Source organism: Dyella choica (genome assembly GCF_003977665.1).
GTDB classification, from domain to species: domain Bacteria; phylum Pseudomonadota; class Gammaproteobacteria; order Xanthomonadales; family Rhodanobacteraceae; genus Dyella_B; species Dyella_B choica.
On record NZ_RYYV01000008.1, the window covers coordinates 103381 to 120125 of the forward strand.

Here is a 16745-nt window from a genome sequence, read left to right on the forward strand (position 1 = left end):
GCCTCATCTTCATAGCGCGCCTCCGGTGCTGCTGTTGGCGGCAGGTTTTCCGGTAGCGGACTTGCGCAACTGCGCGTCCATGAAGAAGCGTTCCTTGTTGGTAGCCGGATCGCGCTGGATCACACCCTGGAAATTCGCACCGGTGAGCAGCTTGCTGCCCTGCAAGACGTCGATTAGCGATGCGGCTTTCGCGCTTTGTCCCTGGATGCCCACGCGTCCTGCACTGTCTACCGTGAAGCGTTCCAACCAGGTGTCGTCCGGGATGCGTGCGGTGAGATCTTGCAGTACATCCACCACTGCCACGGAGTCGGTTTTGCGCTTGGCCAGGAAGCCAGCCGCGCCGGTACTTTCCTCCAACTGCTTGCGCAACTGGGCGATCTTCTGCGCATCGGCGCGCATATCATCGACCTGGGTCTGCATGGCGGCCAAGGCTTCCTGGCGATTGTGCATGTATTGGCCCAGGCACAGCAGCAACAGCAGCGCAGCGGCAATGGCAAGCACCAGGTTGAGCCGGCGACGCGGATCACGATGCGCGGACGCCATTTCCGGCGGCAGCAGGTTAACGCCGAGCCGCGCGTCGCCATCGCACAAATCCACTGCATCGATGGCGATGCCGGCATCACGCAGATGTTCGAGTTTGGCGTCCACCGCGGCACGCGGGGCCACGACAAGCTCAGCGGCGATGCGCCCGGACGGCACCGGGCCGGCCAGCTCGCGCAGGTCGTAATAAACCTGGTCGACCCGGAACGGGGTTTGCCGATCCATTTCGAAGGCGCCGATCTGGCGCAGGTTTTCGCGTGCGGCTTCCGGCAGCAGCAGACGCCGGCGCAGTACGGCATCCTGCGGCAGGCATAAGGCGAGCCGCAGATCCTGGCGGTCCACGTCGGCCACTGCGGCGCTCAACAGGGCCTGTTGCTCGGGCACGTCCAGTGCATCGCTCCAGGGCATGGAAGTGGCAGGCCGGCCGCTGCGGCGCACGGACCACTGGCCGTCGTGGTGGTGCAGCAGGCACCATACGTTGCCGCCGCCGAAAAACATTTGCCAGCGAGCCGGCAGCAGCGTACGCAACTCTCCCCACCACCAGGCGAGGAAACCCGGCAAAGGCGAGCCGCGCCATGCGCGGCGTGCGCGCTCAAGCTGTGGTCGCAGTGTCTGCGTAGCGGAATTCACTCCCCTTCTCCCTCTTGCCAGCGCAGCACCGCAAAAGCCTGCGAACCGGGCCGATATCCTTGCAAGCGTACCGTGGCACGCAAGATCGCGCGCGTGCCATCGGCAAGCACGGCCTCTGAACGAATACTATGCGTGATGCCGTTATTGGCGACCAGCCCGCCCGCAGCGTTACCCCCTGCGGAGCTGGGGCGCGCGGCGATGATGGCAGCGGCATGTTGCAGATCCATGCCGGGACTCGAAGCCAGTGCCAGCAGCGGTGCCGTATTCGGATCGGGACTGGCGCGACCGGACCAGATCGTGACGTAGGGCGCAATTTTCGCGTACAGCTCGGGAGTCACGCCAAGCACCATCTGCAACTCTTCCACGCTGGCGAAGGGGCCGTTGCGCGGACCGTAGTCGCGGCCTGCCGCGGCGTAGGCAGCATTGCGCTGCGCAACCTGCTGCGGCGAAATCGGAAAACTGCGCCAGTCCACCATCGCCTGGGCAATCTGGCCCGCATGCACGCTATCGATACCGACGTTCTGAAACAGATGGGTGAGCACATCGGGCGAAGCGGAGTTCATGTCCACCTTGCCGCTTTCCGCCGTGATCGACACGCCTACCTTGGCTTGCTCGAACAACATCGGATACACGCGCCCGTCGGCAATCCAACGGTCGTTGACGCTAGGCGCCTGCAATGCATAGACCGCGCGCATCACGCCAGCTTCGGCCGCGTAATGCGCCCGCGCTTGCTCGAATTGATAGTTCGACTGCAGGCCTTCGGTGTGAGCCAGCACTGCGTAGCCGCCAAGCAGAATCGCTAGCAGGGTGCATGCCCACATCACCAGCAGCAAGGCGACACCGCGTTGGCTTCGACGCGAGCCACGTTTCATGGCCCGACTCCCGGCCCGCGCAAGCCGCGCAGCAGATTGCCCGGCCCCTGGATCGCCGCGGCATTCACGCGCAACGGCACGCTGAGCATCGGCCACGGGCGGCCCTGGTCGAGCGCCAGCTTGATCGTGACCAGGTTAGGCATGGTGGCCGGAGCATTCCAATGGTCCTGCCAGTCCATCGGCTGACCTTGCTGATTCACGCCGCGGTAGCTGAAGCTGCCGTCGACTACGCCATCCAGCAGTACCTGCGGTTCGCCCACGGGTTTGGGTGCGCTGCCGTCCGGGGGCAACACGGCCAGGCTCGCCACGAGTTGCTTGCCGTGCTCGCCCTTGGCCAGCTTCAGTTCGATCAGCTGCGGCCCCATGCGCCCCAGGTAACCAGGAAGGGGCGCAACGAACCGCATGGTCTCGCCGCCGCCTACAAAGAAAATGCCGTTGCCGTTGTCGTCGTGCCCCATGGGCTGGGTCATGGCCTGCGCAAGTTCACGGCTGAGGAACTGTTGTGCGGAACGGACTTCATCCAGTTGCTCGATCTTGATGCTGCCGGCTTGCACGGTATGCGTGGCCGAGCGCACGCCGGAGTACACGCCGAGCAGGAGCAGAGCGAGCAGCGCCATGGCAGCAAGCACTTCGAGCAGGGTGAAACCAGTGGCGAGACGCTTCATGGCGCGTTGCTACCAATGCGCAAGGTGCTGAAACGCGCCGTGTGTTCGAACGGCGCCGAACCCCACATCACGTCGAGATCGAGCTTGTACATTCGAAACGCATACGGCGTACCCGGCGGCGTTGCGTTCGACACTGCCCACGGCGTTACCTGCAAACGCCAGCGGTAGCGGTTGTCGAAACTTCCCTGTGTCAGGCCGGGCTGCACGGGCTCAAGCACGAAGCGTGAGTCGAGCGCCGAGCGAGCCCACAACGCCGCCTGGGTATAGTCGGACGCCTTCTGTGAAAGCCGGATCGAACCGCCCGCCACTTCCATCAGCGCAGCGAAGGCGATAGCCAGCAGCATGATGGCGGCGATCACTTCCAGCAGGCTGAAGCCACGTGCTTGGCGGGCCGAAGCGATCACGAGTGCTTGGCCGTATCGAACAGGGTGATGGCCCCGGTCAGCCATGACACATTGACATGCCATTCACGCTGACCGCTGCGCAAGGTGATCCGCCCGCCGGTGGAACTGCCATCCGGAAAGAATCGGATGCGCGCCAGCTCGCCGCCGGATTGATCGCTGGTAGCACTGGTGACCGACAGCTCCAGCCCCTTCGGCAGGCGCATGTCGCGCCTGTCCGCGCCACGGTAGGTTTCGCCGCGGGTATCCACTTCGAACACGCTCTGTTTGCCAAGCACAATGGCCTGCGTACGTGTGGCGCGCAGCGACGCGGCAAGTTCGCTTGCCGCCGAGTTGATGCGCGCACTGGCAAGGCCGTGCGCCACCGAAATCGACACTGCCGCGGCGGCGACGCCGATGAGGATGATCACGGCGAGCATTTCCAGCAAGGTAAAACCTTGCAGGGAGCGGCGGACGAGGAAAGGAGAACGGGAGGTGCCAGCGCTTGGTGAGCGGCCACCGGAAACGGGGTCGGGAATACGCGAGACGGCACGCCGCGACGCGCCCTCCCGCTTCCCCTGCCCCGTTACCCGTGCCCTGCTCTTCATTGCCAGTTCCCCACATCCGCGTCATAGCCCTCGCCACCGGGCTTGCCATCGCGGCCATAGAAAATCAGGTCGTAATTGCCGTGCTCGCCGGGATATTTGTAGCCAAAGTCATGGCCCCAGGGATCCTTCAGCTGGGTCGGCTTGACGTAGGGGCCTTGCCAGTTGGTGGCGTTGGCAGGCTTGGCGACCAGGTCAGTCAGTTGCGCCGGCGGCGAACCGTTGTCCAGCGCATAGGAGTCGACCGCCTGGCTCAACGTGGTGAGCTGGGCCTTGCCGGCGCCGAACTTGCCCTTGTCCACGCTGCTGCCTACCTGGCGCACGACGATGGCGCCGACGATGCCGATCAACACGATCACAGCCAGCATTTCCAGCAGCGTGAAACCCGCGCTGCGACGGGGGGGGCGCAGCTGCCGGATCCTTATGGTTCTGTACTGCATAGGTTGGTTTCTCCGTTGCGAAGCGAAATGTAATGCCATGACATGGGACAACACCGATCACTGGATGTTGCTGGTAAGACTGAGCAGCGGCAGCAGGATGGCCGCCATGATGATGGCCACGAATACCGTCATCACGATCGTAAGGGTGGGCACCAGCGCAGCCAGCAGGCGGTCGATGGCGCGCCGGCTTTCCAGTTCGAAGGTATCGGCCACCTTCAACAGCATGGTGTCGAGTTGCCCGGCCTCCTCTCCGACCTGCACCATCTGGATCGCCAGGCGCGGAAAGCGCTGTGACTGTCCGAGCGCGAGGCTCAGGCCATTGCCGCCTTTGACCATGTCGGTGGCCTGCACCAGGGCTTCATCCAGCGCACGATTGGACGTGACCATCCGCGCGATACCCAATGCGGAAAGCAGCGGCACGCCATTCTTCACCAGCGTGCCCAGGGTGCGCGCAAGGCGCGCGGTTTCCACCTTCAGCACCAACGGCCCTACCATGCGGATCTTCAACAGCCGTTCGTGCCAGGCCAGCAGCAGGGCCGGATCGCGCATGCGTGCACGCCATATCATGACGCCACCGACCATGATGACCGCAATCAGCCACCACCAGTCCTGCAACGTCGTGCCCAGGGCCAGCACGGCACGCGTAATTAAGGGAATCGGTACCTGCATGTCCTGGAAGATCGGCACGAATTGCGGCACCACGTAGGTAAGCAGCAACAACAGCGAGCCGAACACCCCCACCATCAGGAACGCCGGATAGATCAGCGCATTGATGATGCTGCCGCGCAATTCCTGGGTGCGTTCGAGGTAATCGGCGAGGCGACGCAGCGTGTCTTCCAGCGAACCACCGACTTCGCCCGCGCGCACCAGCGCGATGTACAGCTTGGGAAATACGCCGTGCTCTTCGTCCATGGCCTGTGACAGCGGCGTACCGCCGCGCACGCGATCGCGCACGCGCTCGATCAGCTTCTTCGCATGTTCGCCCTCGGGCAGATCCATCAGGATGCCAAGCGCACGATCCAAGGGTTGTCCCGCGCCAAGGAGCGTCGCGAGTTGATGTGTGAACTGCGCCAGCTGATCGCCGGTAAAAGGACCGCGCTTGAGCAGGCCGGCCAAGCCGCTGCTGGCACCTTGCGCATCGGCGGGCTTGGCTTCCAGCGGCGTGTGCCCCTGGTCCTGCAGGCGCACGATCACTTCGTCCAGGCTCGACGCCTCCATCTGTCCCTGCACGATTTCGCCGGAAGCGCTGACCGCGCGGTATCGGAACTGGCTCATGGGAACAATAGCTCTTTGTATTCGCCCCCTCTCCCCTCCGGGGAGAGGATTGAGGTGAGGGGCGAATCTTGCGCAACAGCGGCGTCAACCCTCCTGCGTAACACGCAACACCTCCTCGATGGTGGTGATACCCGCCACCGCCTTGGCAATACCATCCTCATACATGGTGCGCATGCCTTCGGCGCGAGCCTGGCGCTCGATTTCGCTGGCATCGGCGCGCTGCATCACCAGGCGGCGCAGGGCATCGCTCATCACCAGGAATTCCATGATGGCGCGGCGGCCACGATAACCGGTGGGATTGGTCACGCTGCTGCCCGGCTTCCACAAGCGAATCGGCCGCTCGCTGGTGTACTTCTCCAGCTCGAATTCCTTGACCACTTCCGGCGGCGCTTCGTAAGAGATGGCGGTTTCCGGATCGAGCCGGCGCACCAGGCGCTGCGCAAGAATGCCGTTGACGGTGGAACCGAGCAGGTAATCTTCCACCCCCATGTCGAGCAGACGCGTCACGCCGCCGGAGGCGCTGTTGGTATGCAGCGTGGACAGCACCAAATGACCGGTCAGCGCGGACTGGATGGCGATGCGGCAGGTTTCCAGGTCGCGCATTTCGCCGATCATGATCACGTCCGGATCCTGGCGCATGATCGAACGCAGCGCGTTGGCGAAATCCAGACCGATCTGCGGCTTCACCTGGATCTGGTTGATGCCTTCGAGCTGGTATTCCACCGGGTCTTCCACGGTGATGATCTTCACGCCCGGCGTGTTGATCTTCGACAACGCCGTGTAGAGCGTGGTGGTTTTACCCGAACCCGTGGGGCCGGTGACGAGCAGGATGCCATGCGGGCGCTCAAGCACGTCGATGAAACGCTTCTGGAAATGATCGGTGAAGCCCAGTGAGGCGAAATCGAACACCACCGTTTCGCGATCGAGAATGCGCATCACCACCGATTCGCCGAAACTGGTCGGCACCGTGGATACGCGCAGGTCAAGCTCCTTGCCTTGTACGCGCAACTGGATGCGTCCATCCTGCGGCAGGCGGCGCTCGGCGATGTTGAGCTTGGCCATGATCTTCACGCGACTGATCACCGCCGCGGTCGAGCTGGAAGGCGGCGCTTCCACTTCATGCAGTACGCCGTCTATGCGGTAGCGCACTTTCAGGCGATTCTCGAAGGGCTCGATGTGCACGTCCGAAGCGCGTTGTTCCACCGCGCGCTGCAGGATCAGGTTCACCAGGCGGATGACCGGCGCCTCGGAAGCCAGGTCACGCAGGTGCTCCACGTCTTCTTCCTGCGCGCCGCTGCCGTCGAGGTTTTCCACGATGGCGCCCATCGCCGAACGGCCCTGGCCATAGTAGCGCTCGATCAGGTCATCGATCTCCGAACGGAGGCCGACGCACAGCGACACCGGTTTGCCCGAGGCCAATTGCACGGCATGCAGCGGATAAGGATCGGCAGGGTCGGCAACGACCAGGGCCAGGCCCTCCTCGCCCATGCGCACCGGCACCACATGCTGTTGCTTGAGGAAACGCGCCGACACATCGAGATCGGCCGGCGGCATATCGGGCGCCTCGCGCGCCGCCAGCAGCGGCACATGCAGGAGTTCGGCCCAGGCTTCGGCCAGGTCGCGCTCGGACACCAGCCCCAACCGGGCCAGCAAGGCCGTCAAGGTGCCCTCCGGGGCCTCCTCGTGCAGCCGTTTGGCGCGCGCCAGGTCGTTGTCCTTCAGGCGACCACGCGTAACCAGCAGCGCGCACACGGCTGCCTCGTGGTCTTCCATGGCTTGGATCGTCCCGCTGGACGCCGGCTTCAAGGCTGCCGACATGGTTCCACCCCGTTAGGTTTCACTTAAATAACAATGGCCGCGCGCCGTCTCGCGCCCTGCGCCGAAAAGCGACTCCCATTGGTAACACATCACCAAAGGGGCTGGCGAGCCTAACTTCGAGACGTTGTTCACGTGCTAAGAGACTGTGAAGACGCAGGCGCCGGCATGGATCAGGCCCTTCACGGATGAGACAATAGAAGCTTTGAAGGGTTCTCCATGCAGCTCGTCGATATCGGCGCCAACCTCACCCATGAATCCTTCCGGCATGATTTCGATGCTGTGCTGCAGCGAGCACAGGCGCACGGGGTGGTTCAAATGGTGGTCACCGGCGCGTCACATGTCGGTAGCGATCATGCACTGGAACTCGCCCGCCGCCATCCGGACATGCTGTATGCCACGGCAGGTGTGCATCCGCACCATGCGGTCGATTACAACGATGTGACCGACGCTCATCTGCGCGAGTTGGCGCGGATGCCGGAAGTGCGCGCCGTAGGCGAAACCGGACTGGACTATCACCGCAATTATTCTCCGCGCGACGTGCAGCTCGAAGTGTTCGAACGGCAATTACGGATCGCCGCGGACGTCGGCAAGCCGCTGTTCCTGCATCAGCGCGATGCTCATCACGATTTTTTCGCCCTGCTGAAACGCTATCGCGACAAGGTCCCGGCAGTCGTGGTGCATTGCTTTACTGATACGCACGAGGCGCTCGGTGACTACCTCGCGCTGGACTGCCACATCGGCATCACTGGCTGGATCTGCGACGAGCGTCGCGGCACCCATCTGCGCGAATTCGTGCGCGAAATCCCCACCGACCGTCTGCTGATCGAAACGGACGCACCGTATTTGCTCCCTCGTAGCGTACGCCCGCAACCGAGCCACCGGCGCAACGAGCCGATGTACCTGAGGCACATCTGCGAAGAGATTGCGCGCGATCGCGGTGAACCGGTGGAAGCGACGGCGGCCAACAGCACCGCGGCGGCACGGGCATTCTTCGGCCTGTAGGCTGGGGTACAAAACCCAACCTGCCATCAGCGCAAAAGCACGCGCGTTTGACCCGGCACCAACCCATCCAGGGCATAACCTCCGATCCGCACGCGTATCAACCGCAGGGTCGGAAAACCTACCGCCGCCGTCATCCTGCGCACCTGGCGATTGCGCCCTTCGCGCAAGGTGATCGACAGCCAGCTGGTGGGGATGCTCTTGCGAAAACGCACTGGCGGATCGCGCGGCCACAGCCAAGCGGGCTCTTGCGCGTGTTCGGCCAGCGTCGGCAAGGTCGGTCCGTCGTTCAATACGACGCCCTGGCTCAGCGCGCGTACCGCTTCGTCGCTTAGCGCGCCGTCCACCTGCACCAGGTAGGTTTTCGGCTGCTTGTGTTTCGGGTCGGTCAGGCGGTGCGCGAGTACGCCATCATCCGTCAGCAGCAGCAGGCCTTCGCTGTCGTGATCCAGGCGGCCGGCAGGATAAACATCCTTCTGCCGCACATAGTCGGTCAGCGTCGGGCGGTCGTCATGGGCGGTGAACTGACATAGCACACCGAACGGCTTGTTCAGCGCAATGAGCATGGTGTTCTAAGGATCGTAGGCTGGGATGACAATCCCAGCTTCACGGCGGGATGCTGGGATTGTCATCCCAGCCTACCCTTTTCAATGCGCGCCCGGATTGGCGGCGGTGGTCGCAGCCGCCGGGACGGCCGGCGCTTTATTGACGCCGGTCTTTACGAAACGCAGCGTCATGCGATCGGATTCGCCGATGGCAAGATACTTGTCGCGATCCTGATCACCCAGGGCCAAGCTGGGCGGCAGGGTCCACACGCCCTTGGGATAGTTCTTCGTGTCCTTGGGATTGGCGTTGATCTCGCTCTGCCCGTCCAGCTTGAAGCCCGCATCGGTAGCCAGCTTGATAACGTAATCGGTCGGCAGATAGCCGCTGCCCTTGACGGCATCCAGAGTGGCGCCGGTCGCTGCGCGATGCTCCGCCACGCCCAGCGTACCGCCGGTTTTCAGCACGGCATAGAACGCCTTGAACATGGCTTCGGCATTGCCGGCCATCACCCAGTTGTGCACGTTACGGAAGGTCAGCACCATGTCCGCCGAGCCAGGCGCCCCGAGCACGGGCGCTTTGGGATTGAAGGTGATGACGCTGGCCTTGCTGTATTGGGCGGGATCGGTCTTGAATTTGGCGCGCAACGCGTCGGCATCCTGCCTTTCCTCGGCGCCGTTGCCTGCGGGCACCGCAGCAATGTAATGGCCGTTATCGCGCAATATGGGCGCCAGGATCTCGCTGTACCAGCCGCCGCCGGGAGTGATTTCGATCACGGTCTTGTCCGGCTGCAGCCCGAAGAACTGCAGGGTGGCCTTGGGATGGCGGTAGACATCGCGCGCCTTGTTGGGAGCGGAGCGCCAGGAACCGGCCAAGGCCGAGTCGAGCTGACCGGCCGTGAAGTCGCTGGCACTGGTCGGCGGGACCAGGTCGCCAGCGGGCTGATCCTGCGCCGCCTGTTGCGCGTGCGCCACACCGGCAAGCAACAGGGCAACGGACAATCCGAAGGCGAAGCGGGTCTTCATGACGACTCCTTTTAAAGGTGCGCGACAGCCTGCCGCAAGCGCCGTACAACGCGCGTCGACATTTTACAATTAATTTACGAATTGCGCACGGTCCGTGGACTGGGATGGCGATCCCCGCATCGCGCGACTTGCGTGCATGGCAATGCTGGGTTTAGCAACCCAGCCTACGCGCAGCCACACGGGCATGCCGTGCGTTGACGGGTACCCGGTCATGGATTGGAGTAGCCCTAGAAAGGCCGCGGACACACCGACTGCAGGCCATCGATGTGCTCATGCAGATCCGGCGCAATGCCCTGCCACATCGGATCGAGGATGAAATCGATACCTTCATAGCGGGCCAGCTTGGCCGCCGGGATGAAATCGGCGTCGCCCGCCACCAGCACGATCTGGTCCACCTGCTTCTTGTAGGCCAGTGCGGCGATGTCGATGCCGATCTTCATGTCCACCTGGGTCTGACGCATGTCCGGCTCGAAGTGTTCGTCGGTCAGTTCATCCCAGTACAGCGACTCGTCGCGCAGTTGCTGATAGGCCTGATGCTTGAGCTTCCACTCGCCACGGTCGGAGAGGCGGCCCAGGCGCAGCGCCATCTTGCGCTGGCGGCGCAACTGGTCGTGCAGATCGCGGCGGAAAGCGGCGGCGCCGGTGCGCGAATAGTCGATGCTTTCGCCGCTGATCGGCTTGATCAGCACTTTTTCCAGCGGCGGGCAGTCGTAGAAAAAAATGCGGTAAAGCGCTTCGCGTGGTCGGTCGAGCGACTTGAGGTGTTCCAGCGCCATGCCGAACAGCGTCTTGGCGACGGTACGCGCGTCATTGGCGTCGCGATCGCCCCACACTTTGCGATAGCGAGCAAGGAAGAAAGCGCCGTCGACAAGGATGGCGGTGCTTGGCATAGGGAATCCTTATGAATTGCAGCAAGAACGGAATGTAGGGCCGATCGATGGGGTTCGGCGAGCGGCAGTCTACGATAAGTGCAAGAACTGCGTAACCGTGCCAAACGAACAGCCCACCAAACACGTCAGCTGCAAAAATCGCTCGCAATCCACTTATCCGCACGAAGCCATCGTGGCAAGTGTGGGCGGAACGGTCCGTCTGTCGATGCGAGTGAAATCGCTATGCCTTGGCCGCGTCCCGCTGAGGCTGCGGCATCTCCCGGCAATACGCCTCGGCTTCCTGATGCAGCCAGCCGCGGAACGTGGCCATGCCGCGGTGATCTTCCGAACGCGGCGGATACACCAGGTAATACGCTTCCGGTACCGGCAGGTAGCGATCGCCCAGGACCACCAGCCGGCCGGCATCGATCCATGACTTGGTCGTAATCATGCGCCCGAGCGCCACGCCAAGACCTTCCAGTGCGGCCTGGCGCAATGCGTCGATCGTATCCACATGCGCGACATAACGCTGCGGCGGCTCGCCACCGTAGTGCGCGAACCAATCGATCCAGCGATTGTTGCGATTGGGATCGCCGATCAACGGCCATCGTGCCAGGTCCAGCGGATCGGCCCCGGCCATGCGCTCGATCAGCGATGGCGCCGCCACCGGCGCAATCCACTCGCCGAACAGGTATTCACTGCGCAAGCCTTCCCAGTCGCCCTTGCCATAGCGCACGGCCGCATCGACGGCCTCACGCTCGAAGTTCACCAGCAGGTTGGTGGATTGCAGATTGAGTTCCAACTCCGGATGCGCCGCCAACAGCCGTGGCAAACGCGGCATCAGCCAGCTGGAAATCACGCCGGGACTGGCGCTGAGCGATAGCGCGTCGTGGCGCCGTTGGCGATAGCGCGACAGCGCGTGTTCGATGCCGTCGAAATGCTCACCAACCGCCTCAAGCAGGCTGCAACCCTCCACGGTCAACGTTACACCGCGCGGACCGCGCTCGAACAGGCGCCGCTCCAGGCGCTCTTCCAGCTGGCGCATTTGATGGCTCAAGGCGCTGACGGTGAGATTGGCCTGCTCGGCCGCGCGCGAGAGATTACCCAAGCGCGCCACCTGCACGAATTGCTGCAAAAGACTGAGCGGCACCCGGAGCATGTTGAATATCCCTCAAATCTGGCTTGCGAATATATCGCTTTTTCTTGTGGGCTCAGCCCATTACTTTGCATTTACCCCTACTCCTCCAGGAATCCGCCACCATGCGTTCGCCATGGGTCGATTTGTTGTTCCTGCACGGCCACATAACCCCCTCCACGCTGACTTGGCTCACCGATGCGCCAGCTTGTCGCTGTAAGGCAAAGCTCGGAAACGAAGTCAGCGCAGATCTCGCAGAGCTGCCGCTGCCGGCTGAATCTCAGGGCGACTGCAACTGCTGCGCTTGATTAAAGCCTGCTTGCACCCACCTCGGCGGGAATGCACGCCACCGCAAGGCGGCCTATTCGCAGCGCCTGTCGAGGTTTTTTATGCAACTGCAGCCATTGGGATGTTCCAAGCTTTCCGTCGCCCCGCTTGCCCTGGGCGGCAATGTGTTCGGGTGGAGCGCAGACGAGCAACGCTCGTTCGAACTGCTGGATGCCTTCGTCGAAGCAGGCGGCAACCTGATCGATACCGCGGATTATTACTCAGCCTGGGTGCCGGGCAACCGTGGTGGGGAGTCGGAAACCATCGTCGGCAAATGGCTCAAGCGCAGCGGCAAACGCGACCACGTACTGATCGCCACCAAGGTGGCCAAATGGGTGGAGCATCGTGGCTTGTCCCCGCTGAACATCCGGCAAGCAGTCGAAGCTTCACTCAAGCGCCTTCAGACCGATCACATCGACCTCTATCAGGCACACGAAGACGACGCCAGCGTCCCGCTGAGTGAAACGCTGGGCGCGTTCGCCCGGCTGATCGAGGAAGGCAAGGTGCGCGCGATCGGCGCCTCCAACTACAGCGCCGATCGTTTTGCCGAAGCCCTGAAGATTTCCCGTGATCACAGGCTCCCCCGCTACGAAAGCCTGCAGCCCGAATACAATCTGGTCAGCCGCAGCGGCTACGAACGGGAACTCGAGCCGCTGATCCGCCGGGAAAACGTCGGCGTGATCACTTACTACGCGCTAGCCAGCGGCTTCCTCAGCGGCAAGTACCGTAGTGCAGCCGATCTTGCCAAGAGCAAAGCACGCAGCGTTGCGGTGCAGAAATACCTGACGCCAGCAGGCCTGAAAGTACTGACCGCCCTGGACGAAGTGGCTGCGGCGCATCGGTCAACGCCGTCACAGGTTGCCTTGGCATGGCAGATCATGCGTCCCGGCGTCACCGCGCCGATCGTCAGCGCGACCTCCGTCGAGCAGCTGCGCGAGCTGCTTGGTGCAGCGGGGCTTTCGCTGACGCTGGAGGAGATGTCTGCGTTGAACCAGGCCAGTGCGGAATTCTGAGTAGGCTTTCGTTGTGAAACCCAGCATTACCTTGCATCCAAGCGCAATGCTGGGATTGCCATCCCAACCTACCCGGTTATTCAGGCGCTTCGATCGTATAGCCACGAGCCTGCAAATGGGCCAGATAGCCGTCCGGAGCCAGCACCTGCTCCATTGGCAGCACGGCAAAGATTTGCGCATGGCCGGCCAATGCGGTTTCCGCAGCCCGCAACCACTCCTGCTCCATGAGCATGGGCAGGTCGTGCAGTCCCAGCTGCTCGGCGAAGTCCGCATTGATCACCGCAATCAGACAGGATCGGTCGCGATCGTTCACGGCAAAACCGCGCAGGGCCTGGATGTCGCCGGTCGACCAGGCATTGGCGCGCTCGGTCAGGTTGCCCATCTGGTTCTGCACCGTTTCCAGCGTCTGGTTGAAGCAGCTCACATCATGCAAGTTGGTCTGCTTGATGGTGTCCAGTGCCTCGCGCGGATGCTCCACCACCAGCTTGTATTTCACCGGCACGCGTTTCACATCATGCTTGTCGGCCAGCTTGAACACCGCTTTGTTGATATCGTTCCTGGCGGTAAGCCCCGATTTTTCCAGCGCACGTTGGTAAAGCTTCAAGGCCACCACGATCGGGCGCCAGGATTCGACCTTGCGATCACTGCCGAAATACTGCGGTTTGAGCATCTCCCAGCGGTTATACATTTGCGGCGGCAGAATCTGCTCAAGCGTTTCGCCACCGGGATTCTTGCGCACGCTATAGGCGGAGGGCAGCAAGGCCAGCTTGGCAAAGAATCCGGCTTCCACTTTTACTTCGGCTGACGGCGCCTCCAGCACCTCCTGCGAGCGCGCAATGGTCTGCTCGACTTCCCTGGAACGCCACTCCATGCCCTTGGGCAAGGGCGTCAGCGTACCCAACACCCACATCACGTGACCGCCCTTGCTTACCTTCCACAATCCCGGACCGGGCTGCTCGCCGGTGACCGTGACAGTGGGGAGTACGGTAGCGTTTGCGTGCGAAGCCGCGCTGCCGGATGAAGCCGGCGTCGACTGAGACCATGCTTGCACGGCCGCTACAAGGACCAGACATCCGATGGCCAATGAAACTCGCATGATGGGAGTTCCCGCATGATGGGTCGTCCGGGTGATTCTAATGCTTCCTGTGACACGCGACGTCAGGCACCCTTCCATGGAAAAGGGACCCGAAGGTCCCTTTTCCCTGCGCATAAACATTGGCTTACAACGCCGCCAATGCCTGATTGAACGTCTCGCTCGGCCGCATCGCCTTGCTCACCAGCGCGAGATCCGGGTGGTAATAGCCATGGATCTCCACCGGCTTGCCCTGCGCAGCGTTGAGTTCGGCCACGATCCTGGCCTCGTTTTCGGTGAGCGTCTTGGCCAGCGGCGCGAACTTTGCCTTCAACGCTGCATCGTCGTTCTGCTCGGCCAGGGCCTGCGCCCAGTACAGAGCGAGGTAGAAGTGGCTGCCGCGATTGTCAAGTTCGCCGACCTTGCGCGCCGGCGACCGGTTGTCGTCGAGGATCTTGCCGTTGGCCTGATCCAGCGTCCTGGCCAGTACGCCGGCCGCCTTGTTGCTGTAACGGTTGCCCAGATGTTCCAGCGACGCGGCCATGGCCAGGAACTCGCCCAGCGAATCCCAGCGCAGATAGTTCTCTTCCAGGAACTGCTGCACGTGCTTGGGCGCGGAACCGCCGGCGCCGGTCTCGAACAGGCCGCCACCGGCCATCAGCGGCACGATCGAAAGCATCTTGGCGCTGGTGCCCAGCTCCATGATCGGGAACAGATCGGTGAGATAGTCGCGCAGCACGTTGCCGGTCACCGAAATGGTGTCCTGTCCCTTGCGGATGCGCTCCAGCGAGAACCGGGTAGCGTCCACCGGCGCAAGCGTGCGGATGTCCAGGCCGTGGAGATCGTGATCCTTGAGATAGCGCTCCACCTTCCGGATCAGCTGTGCGTCGTGAGCACGGTTCACATCCAGCCAGAACACGGCCGGCGTGCTGCTTAGGCGAGCACGGCTGACAGCCAGCTTCACCCAGTCCTGCACCGGCGCATCCTTGGTCTGGCACATGCGCCAGATGTCGCCGGCTTCCACATGGTGCTCCAGCAATACCTTGCCGCCGGCGTCGGTGACGCGCACCACACCATCGCCTGCGATCTGGAACGTCTTGTCGTGCGAGCCGTATTCCTCCGCTGCCTGCGCCATCAGGCCCACGTTGGGGACGCTGCCCATGGTGGTGGGGTCGTAGGCGCCATGTGCCTTGCAATCCTCGATCACCGCCTGGTAGACGCCGGCGTAGCTGCGATCCGGAATCACCGCCTTGGTGTCCTCAAGCTTGCCTTCGGCGTTCCACATCTTGCCCGAGTCACGAATCATCGCCGGCATTGATGCGTCGATGATCACGTCGCTGGGTACGTGCAGATTGGTAATGCCCTTGTCGGAATTCACCATCGCCAGCGTCGGGCGCTTTGCGTATTCGGCGGCCACATCCGCTTTGATTTCGGCCTGCTTGTCCGCCGGCAAAGAGCCGATGCGCGCATACAGGTCGCCGATGCCGTTGTTGGGGTTGAAGCCGATGCTCTTGAGCGTGTCGGCGTGCTTGGCGAGTACGTCCTTGTAAAACTCATTGACCACCTGGCCGAACATGATCGGGTCGGAGACCTTCATCATGGTGGCCTTCAAGTGCAGGGAGAACAACACGCCCTGTTGCTTGGCCTCTTCGATTTGCGCGTCGATGAAGCTGGCAAGCGCCTTCTTGCTCATCACGGCGGCGTCGATGATTTCGCCGGCACCGAGGTTGGTTTTTTCCTTCAGGACGGTGCTGCTGCCGTCCTTGCCGAACCATTCGATCCTTGCCACGGTGGCCTGCTCAAGCGTGGTGGATTTCTCGCTGCCGTAGAAATCGCCACCGCTCATATGCGACACGTGGGTCTTCGATTCGGCACTCCACGCACCCATCTTATGCGGGTGCTTGCGCGCGTAATTCTTCACCGAGAGCGGTGCGCGACGATCGGAATTGCCTTCGCGCAGCACCGGATTCACTGCACTGCCCTTCACTTTGTCGTAGCGCGCGCGGATATTCCAATCGCTCACGTCCTGCGGATCTTCCGGATAGTCCGGCAGGGCATAACCCTGGGACTGCAGCTCCTTGATCGCGGCCTTCAGCTGCGGCATGGAGGCGCTGATGTTGGGCAGCTTGATGATATTGGCATCCGGCGTGGTCGCCAGCTGGCCCAGCTCGGTGAGGTCGTCGGAGATTTTCTGGCCGTCTTTCAAGGTGTCCGAGAACTGCGCAAGAATGCGGCCCGCCAGCGAAATGTCGCGCGTCTGAACCTCGATACCCGCGGTGGCCGTATAGGCTTTGATGATGGGCAACAGCGACTGGGTGGCAAGGTAAGGAGCTTCATCCGTCAGCGTGTAGATGATCTTCGGCGTCTGGGACATGGAACGGGCAACCTCTTTGGCTACGGCATGGTGCGTAAGGGAAACGCCGCCGAGCCCAGGCAAGGGATAGGCGGCGCGCCCCACGCTAGTGGCGTCAAACCCGCCGAAATCAAGCCATCGGCCCGGCGGGACAGGCAATCCGCCCATTGTCGCGTTTTCAGGC

The 16745-nt window shown here is 62.6% G+C and carries 16 protein-coding genes; 2 read left to right on the forward strand and 14 right to left on the reverse strand.

Annotated elements, in window-relative coordinates; all coding sequences use genetic code 11:
* Positions 1-9: 9 nt before the first annotated feature.
* From EKH80_RS12490 to gspE, 8 genes are all read right to left on the reverse strand, one after another.
* Complete coding sequence (locus tag EKH80_RS12490; protein ID WP_126685091.1) at positions 10-1170, reverse strand: PilN domain-containing protein; 1161 nt, start codon at positions 1168-1170, stop codon at positions 10-12.
* Positions 1167-2042: a type II secretion system minor pseudopilin gene (locus tag EKH80_RS12495; RefSeq protein WP_126685092.1), complete on the reverse strand. Its 876-nt coding sequence runs from the start codon at positions 2040-2042 to the stop codon at positions 1167-1169. The genes EKH80_RS12490 and EKH80_RS12495 overlap by 4 nt, the downstream gene beginning before the upstream one ends.
* The gene (locus tag EKH80_RS12500; RefSeq protein WP_126685093.1) at positions 2039-2707 is read right to left on the reverse strand and encodes a prepilin-type N-terminal cleavage/methylation domain-containing protein; all 669 of its coding nucleotides are present in this window, start codon (positions 2705-2707) and stop codon (positions 2039-2041) included. Before EKH80_RS12500 ends, EKH80_RS12495 begins: the two co-directional genes overlap by 4 nt.
* Complete coding sequence (locus tag EKH80_RS12505) at positions 2704-3111, reverse strand: type IV pilus modification PilV family protein (protein ID WP_230473659.1); 408 nt, start codon at positions 3109-3111, stop codon at positions 2704-2706. Before EKH80_RS12505 ends, EKH80_RS12500 begins: the two co-directional genes overlap by 4 nt.
* Positions 3108-3695 carry a GspH/FimT family pseudopilin gene (locus tag EKH80_RS12510; RefSeq protein ID WP_126685095.1) on the reverse strand — a complete coding sequence of 196 codons (588 nt, stop codon included), beginning with the start codon at positions 3693-3695 and terminating at the stop codon, positions 3108-3110. The genes EKH80_RS12505 and EKH80_RS12510 overlap by 4 nt, the downstream gene beginning before the upstream one ends.
* Positions 3692-4132: a type II secretion system major pseudopilin GspG gene (gene gspG / locus EKH80_RS12515; RefSeq protein ID WP_126685096.1), complete on the reverse strand. Its 441-nt coding sequence runs from the start codon at positions 4130-4132 to the stop codon at positions 3692-3694. The genes EKH80_RS12510 and gspG overlap by 4 nt, the downstream gene beginning before the upstream one ends.
* Positions 4133-4189: 57 nt before the next feature.
* Positions 4190-5407 carry a type II secretion system inner membrane protein GspF gene (gspF, locus tag EKH80_RS12520; RefSeq protein WP_126685097.1) on the reverse strand — a complete coding sequence of 406 codons (1218 nt, stop codon included), beginning with the start codon at positions 5405-5407 and terminating at the stop codon, positions 4190-4192.
* 84 nt (positions 5408-5491) lie between these two features.
* A complete protein-coding gene (gspE, locus tag EKH80_RS12525; RefSeq protein ID WP_126685098.1) occupies positions 5492-7225 on the reverse strand; it encodes a type II secretion system ATPase GspE in 1734 nt (577 codons plus the stop codon).
* Positions 7226-7441: 216 nt separating this feature from the next.
* Here gspE and EKH80_RS12530 point away from each other — a divergent pair, with 216 nt between their 5' ends.
* On the forward strand, positions 7442-8227 hold the full coding sequence (locus EKH80_RS12530; RefSeq protein WP_126685099.1) for a TatD family hydrolase: 786 nt from the start codon (positions 7442-7444) through the stop codon (positions 8225-8227).
* A 26-nt stretch (positions 8228-8253) separates the two neighbouring features.
* Here the strand turns inward: EKH80_RS12530 and EKH80_RS12535 are convergent, their stop codons facing one another.
* The 4 genes from EKH80_RS12535 to EKH80_RS12550 all read right to left on the reverse strand — a co-directional run bounded on the left by EKH80_RS12535 (position 8254) and on the right by EKH80_RS12550 (position 11820).
* Entirely contained in the window at positions 8254-8790 is a 537-nt protein-coding gene (locus EKH80_RS12535; protein WP_126685100.1) for a pseudouridine synthase, read from the reverse strand.
* Between the two features lie 81 nt (positions 8791-8871).
* Positions 8872-9792 carry a class I SAM-dependent methyltransferase gene (locus EKH80_RS12540; RefSeq protein WP_126685101.1) on the reverse strand — a complete coding sequence of 307 codons (921 nt, stop codon included), beginning with the start codon at positions 9790-9792 and terminating at the stop codon, positions 8872-8874.
* A 227-nt stretch (positions 9793-10019) separates the two neighbouring features.
* Positions 10020-10682 carry an NYN domain-containing protein gene (locus EKH80_RS12545; protein WP_126685102.1) on the reverse strand — a complete coding sequence of 221 codons (663 nt, stop codon included), beginning with the start codon at positions 10680-10682 and terminating at the stop codon, positions 10020-10022.
* 220 nt (positions 10683-10902) lie between these two features.
* Entirely contained in the window at positions 10903-11820 is a 918-nt protein-coding gene (locus tag EKH80_RS12550) for a LysR substrate-binding domain-containing protein (RefSeq protein ID WP_126685103.1), read from the reverse strand.
* Positions 11821-12185: 365 nt separating this feature from the next.
* Between EKH80_RS12550 and EKH80_RS12555 the strand changes: the two genes are divergently transcribed.
* Entirely contained in the window at positions 12186-13136 is a 951-nt protein-coding gene (locus EKH80_RS12555) for an aldo/keto reductase (protein WP_126685104.1), read from the forward strand.
* A gap of 76 nt (positions 13137-13212) precedes the next feature.
* On the opposite strand, the gene EKH80_RS12560 is transcribed toward EKH80_RS12555, so the two are convergent.
* Together EKH80_RS12560 and EKH80_RS12565 are read right to left on the reverse strand one after the other, a co-directional pair.
* Entirely contained in the window at positions 13213-14232 is a 1020-nt protein-coding gene (locus EKH80_RS12560; RefSeq protein WP_126685105.1) for a TraB/GumN family protein, read from the reverse strand.
* A gap of 124 nt (positions 14233-14356) precedes the next feature.
* The gene (locus tag EKH80_RS12565; protein WP_126685106.1) at positions 14357-16582 is read right to left on the reverse strand and encodes an NADP-dependent isocitrate dehydrogenase; all 2226 of its coding nucleotides are present in this window, start codon (positions 16580-16582) and stop codon (positions 14357-14359) included.
* Positions 16583-16745 lie beyond the last annotated feature (163 nt).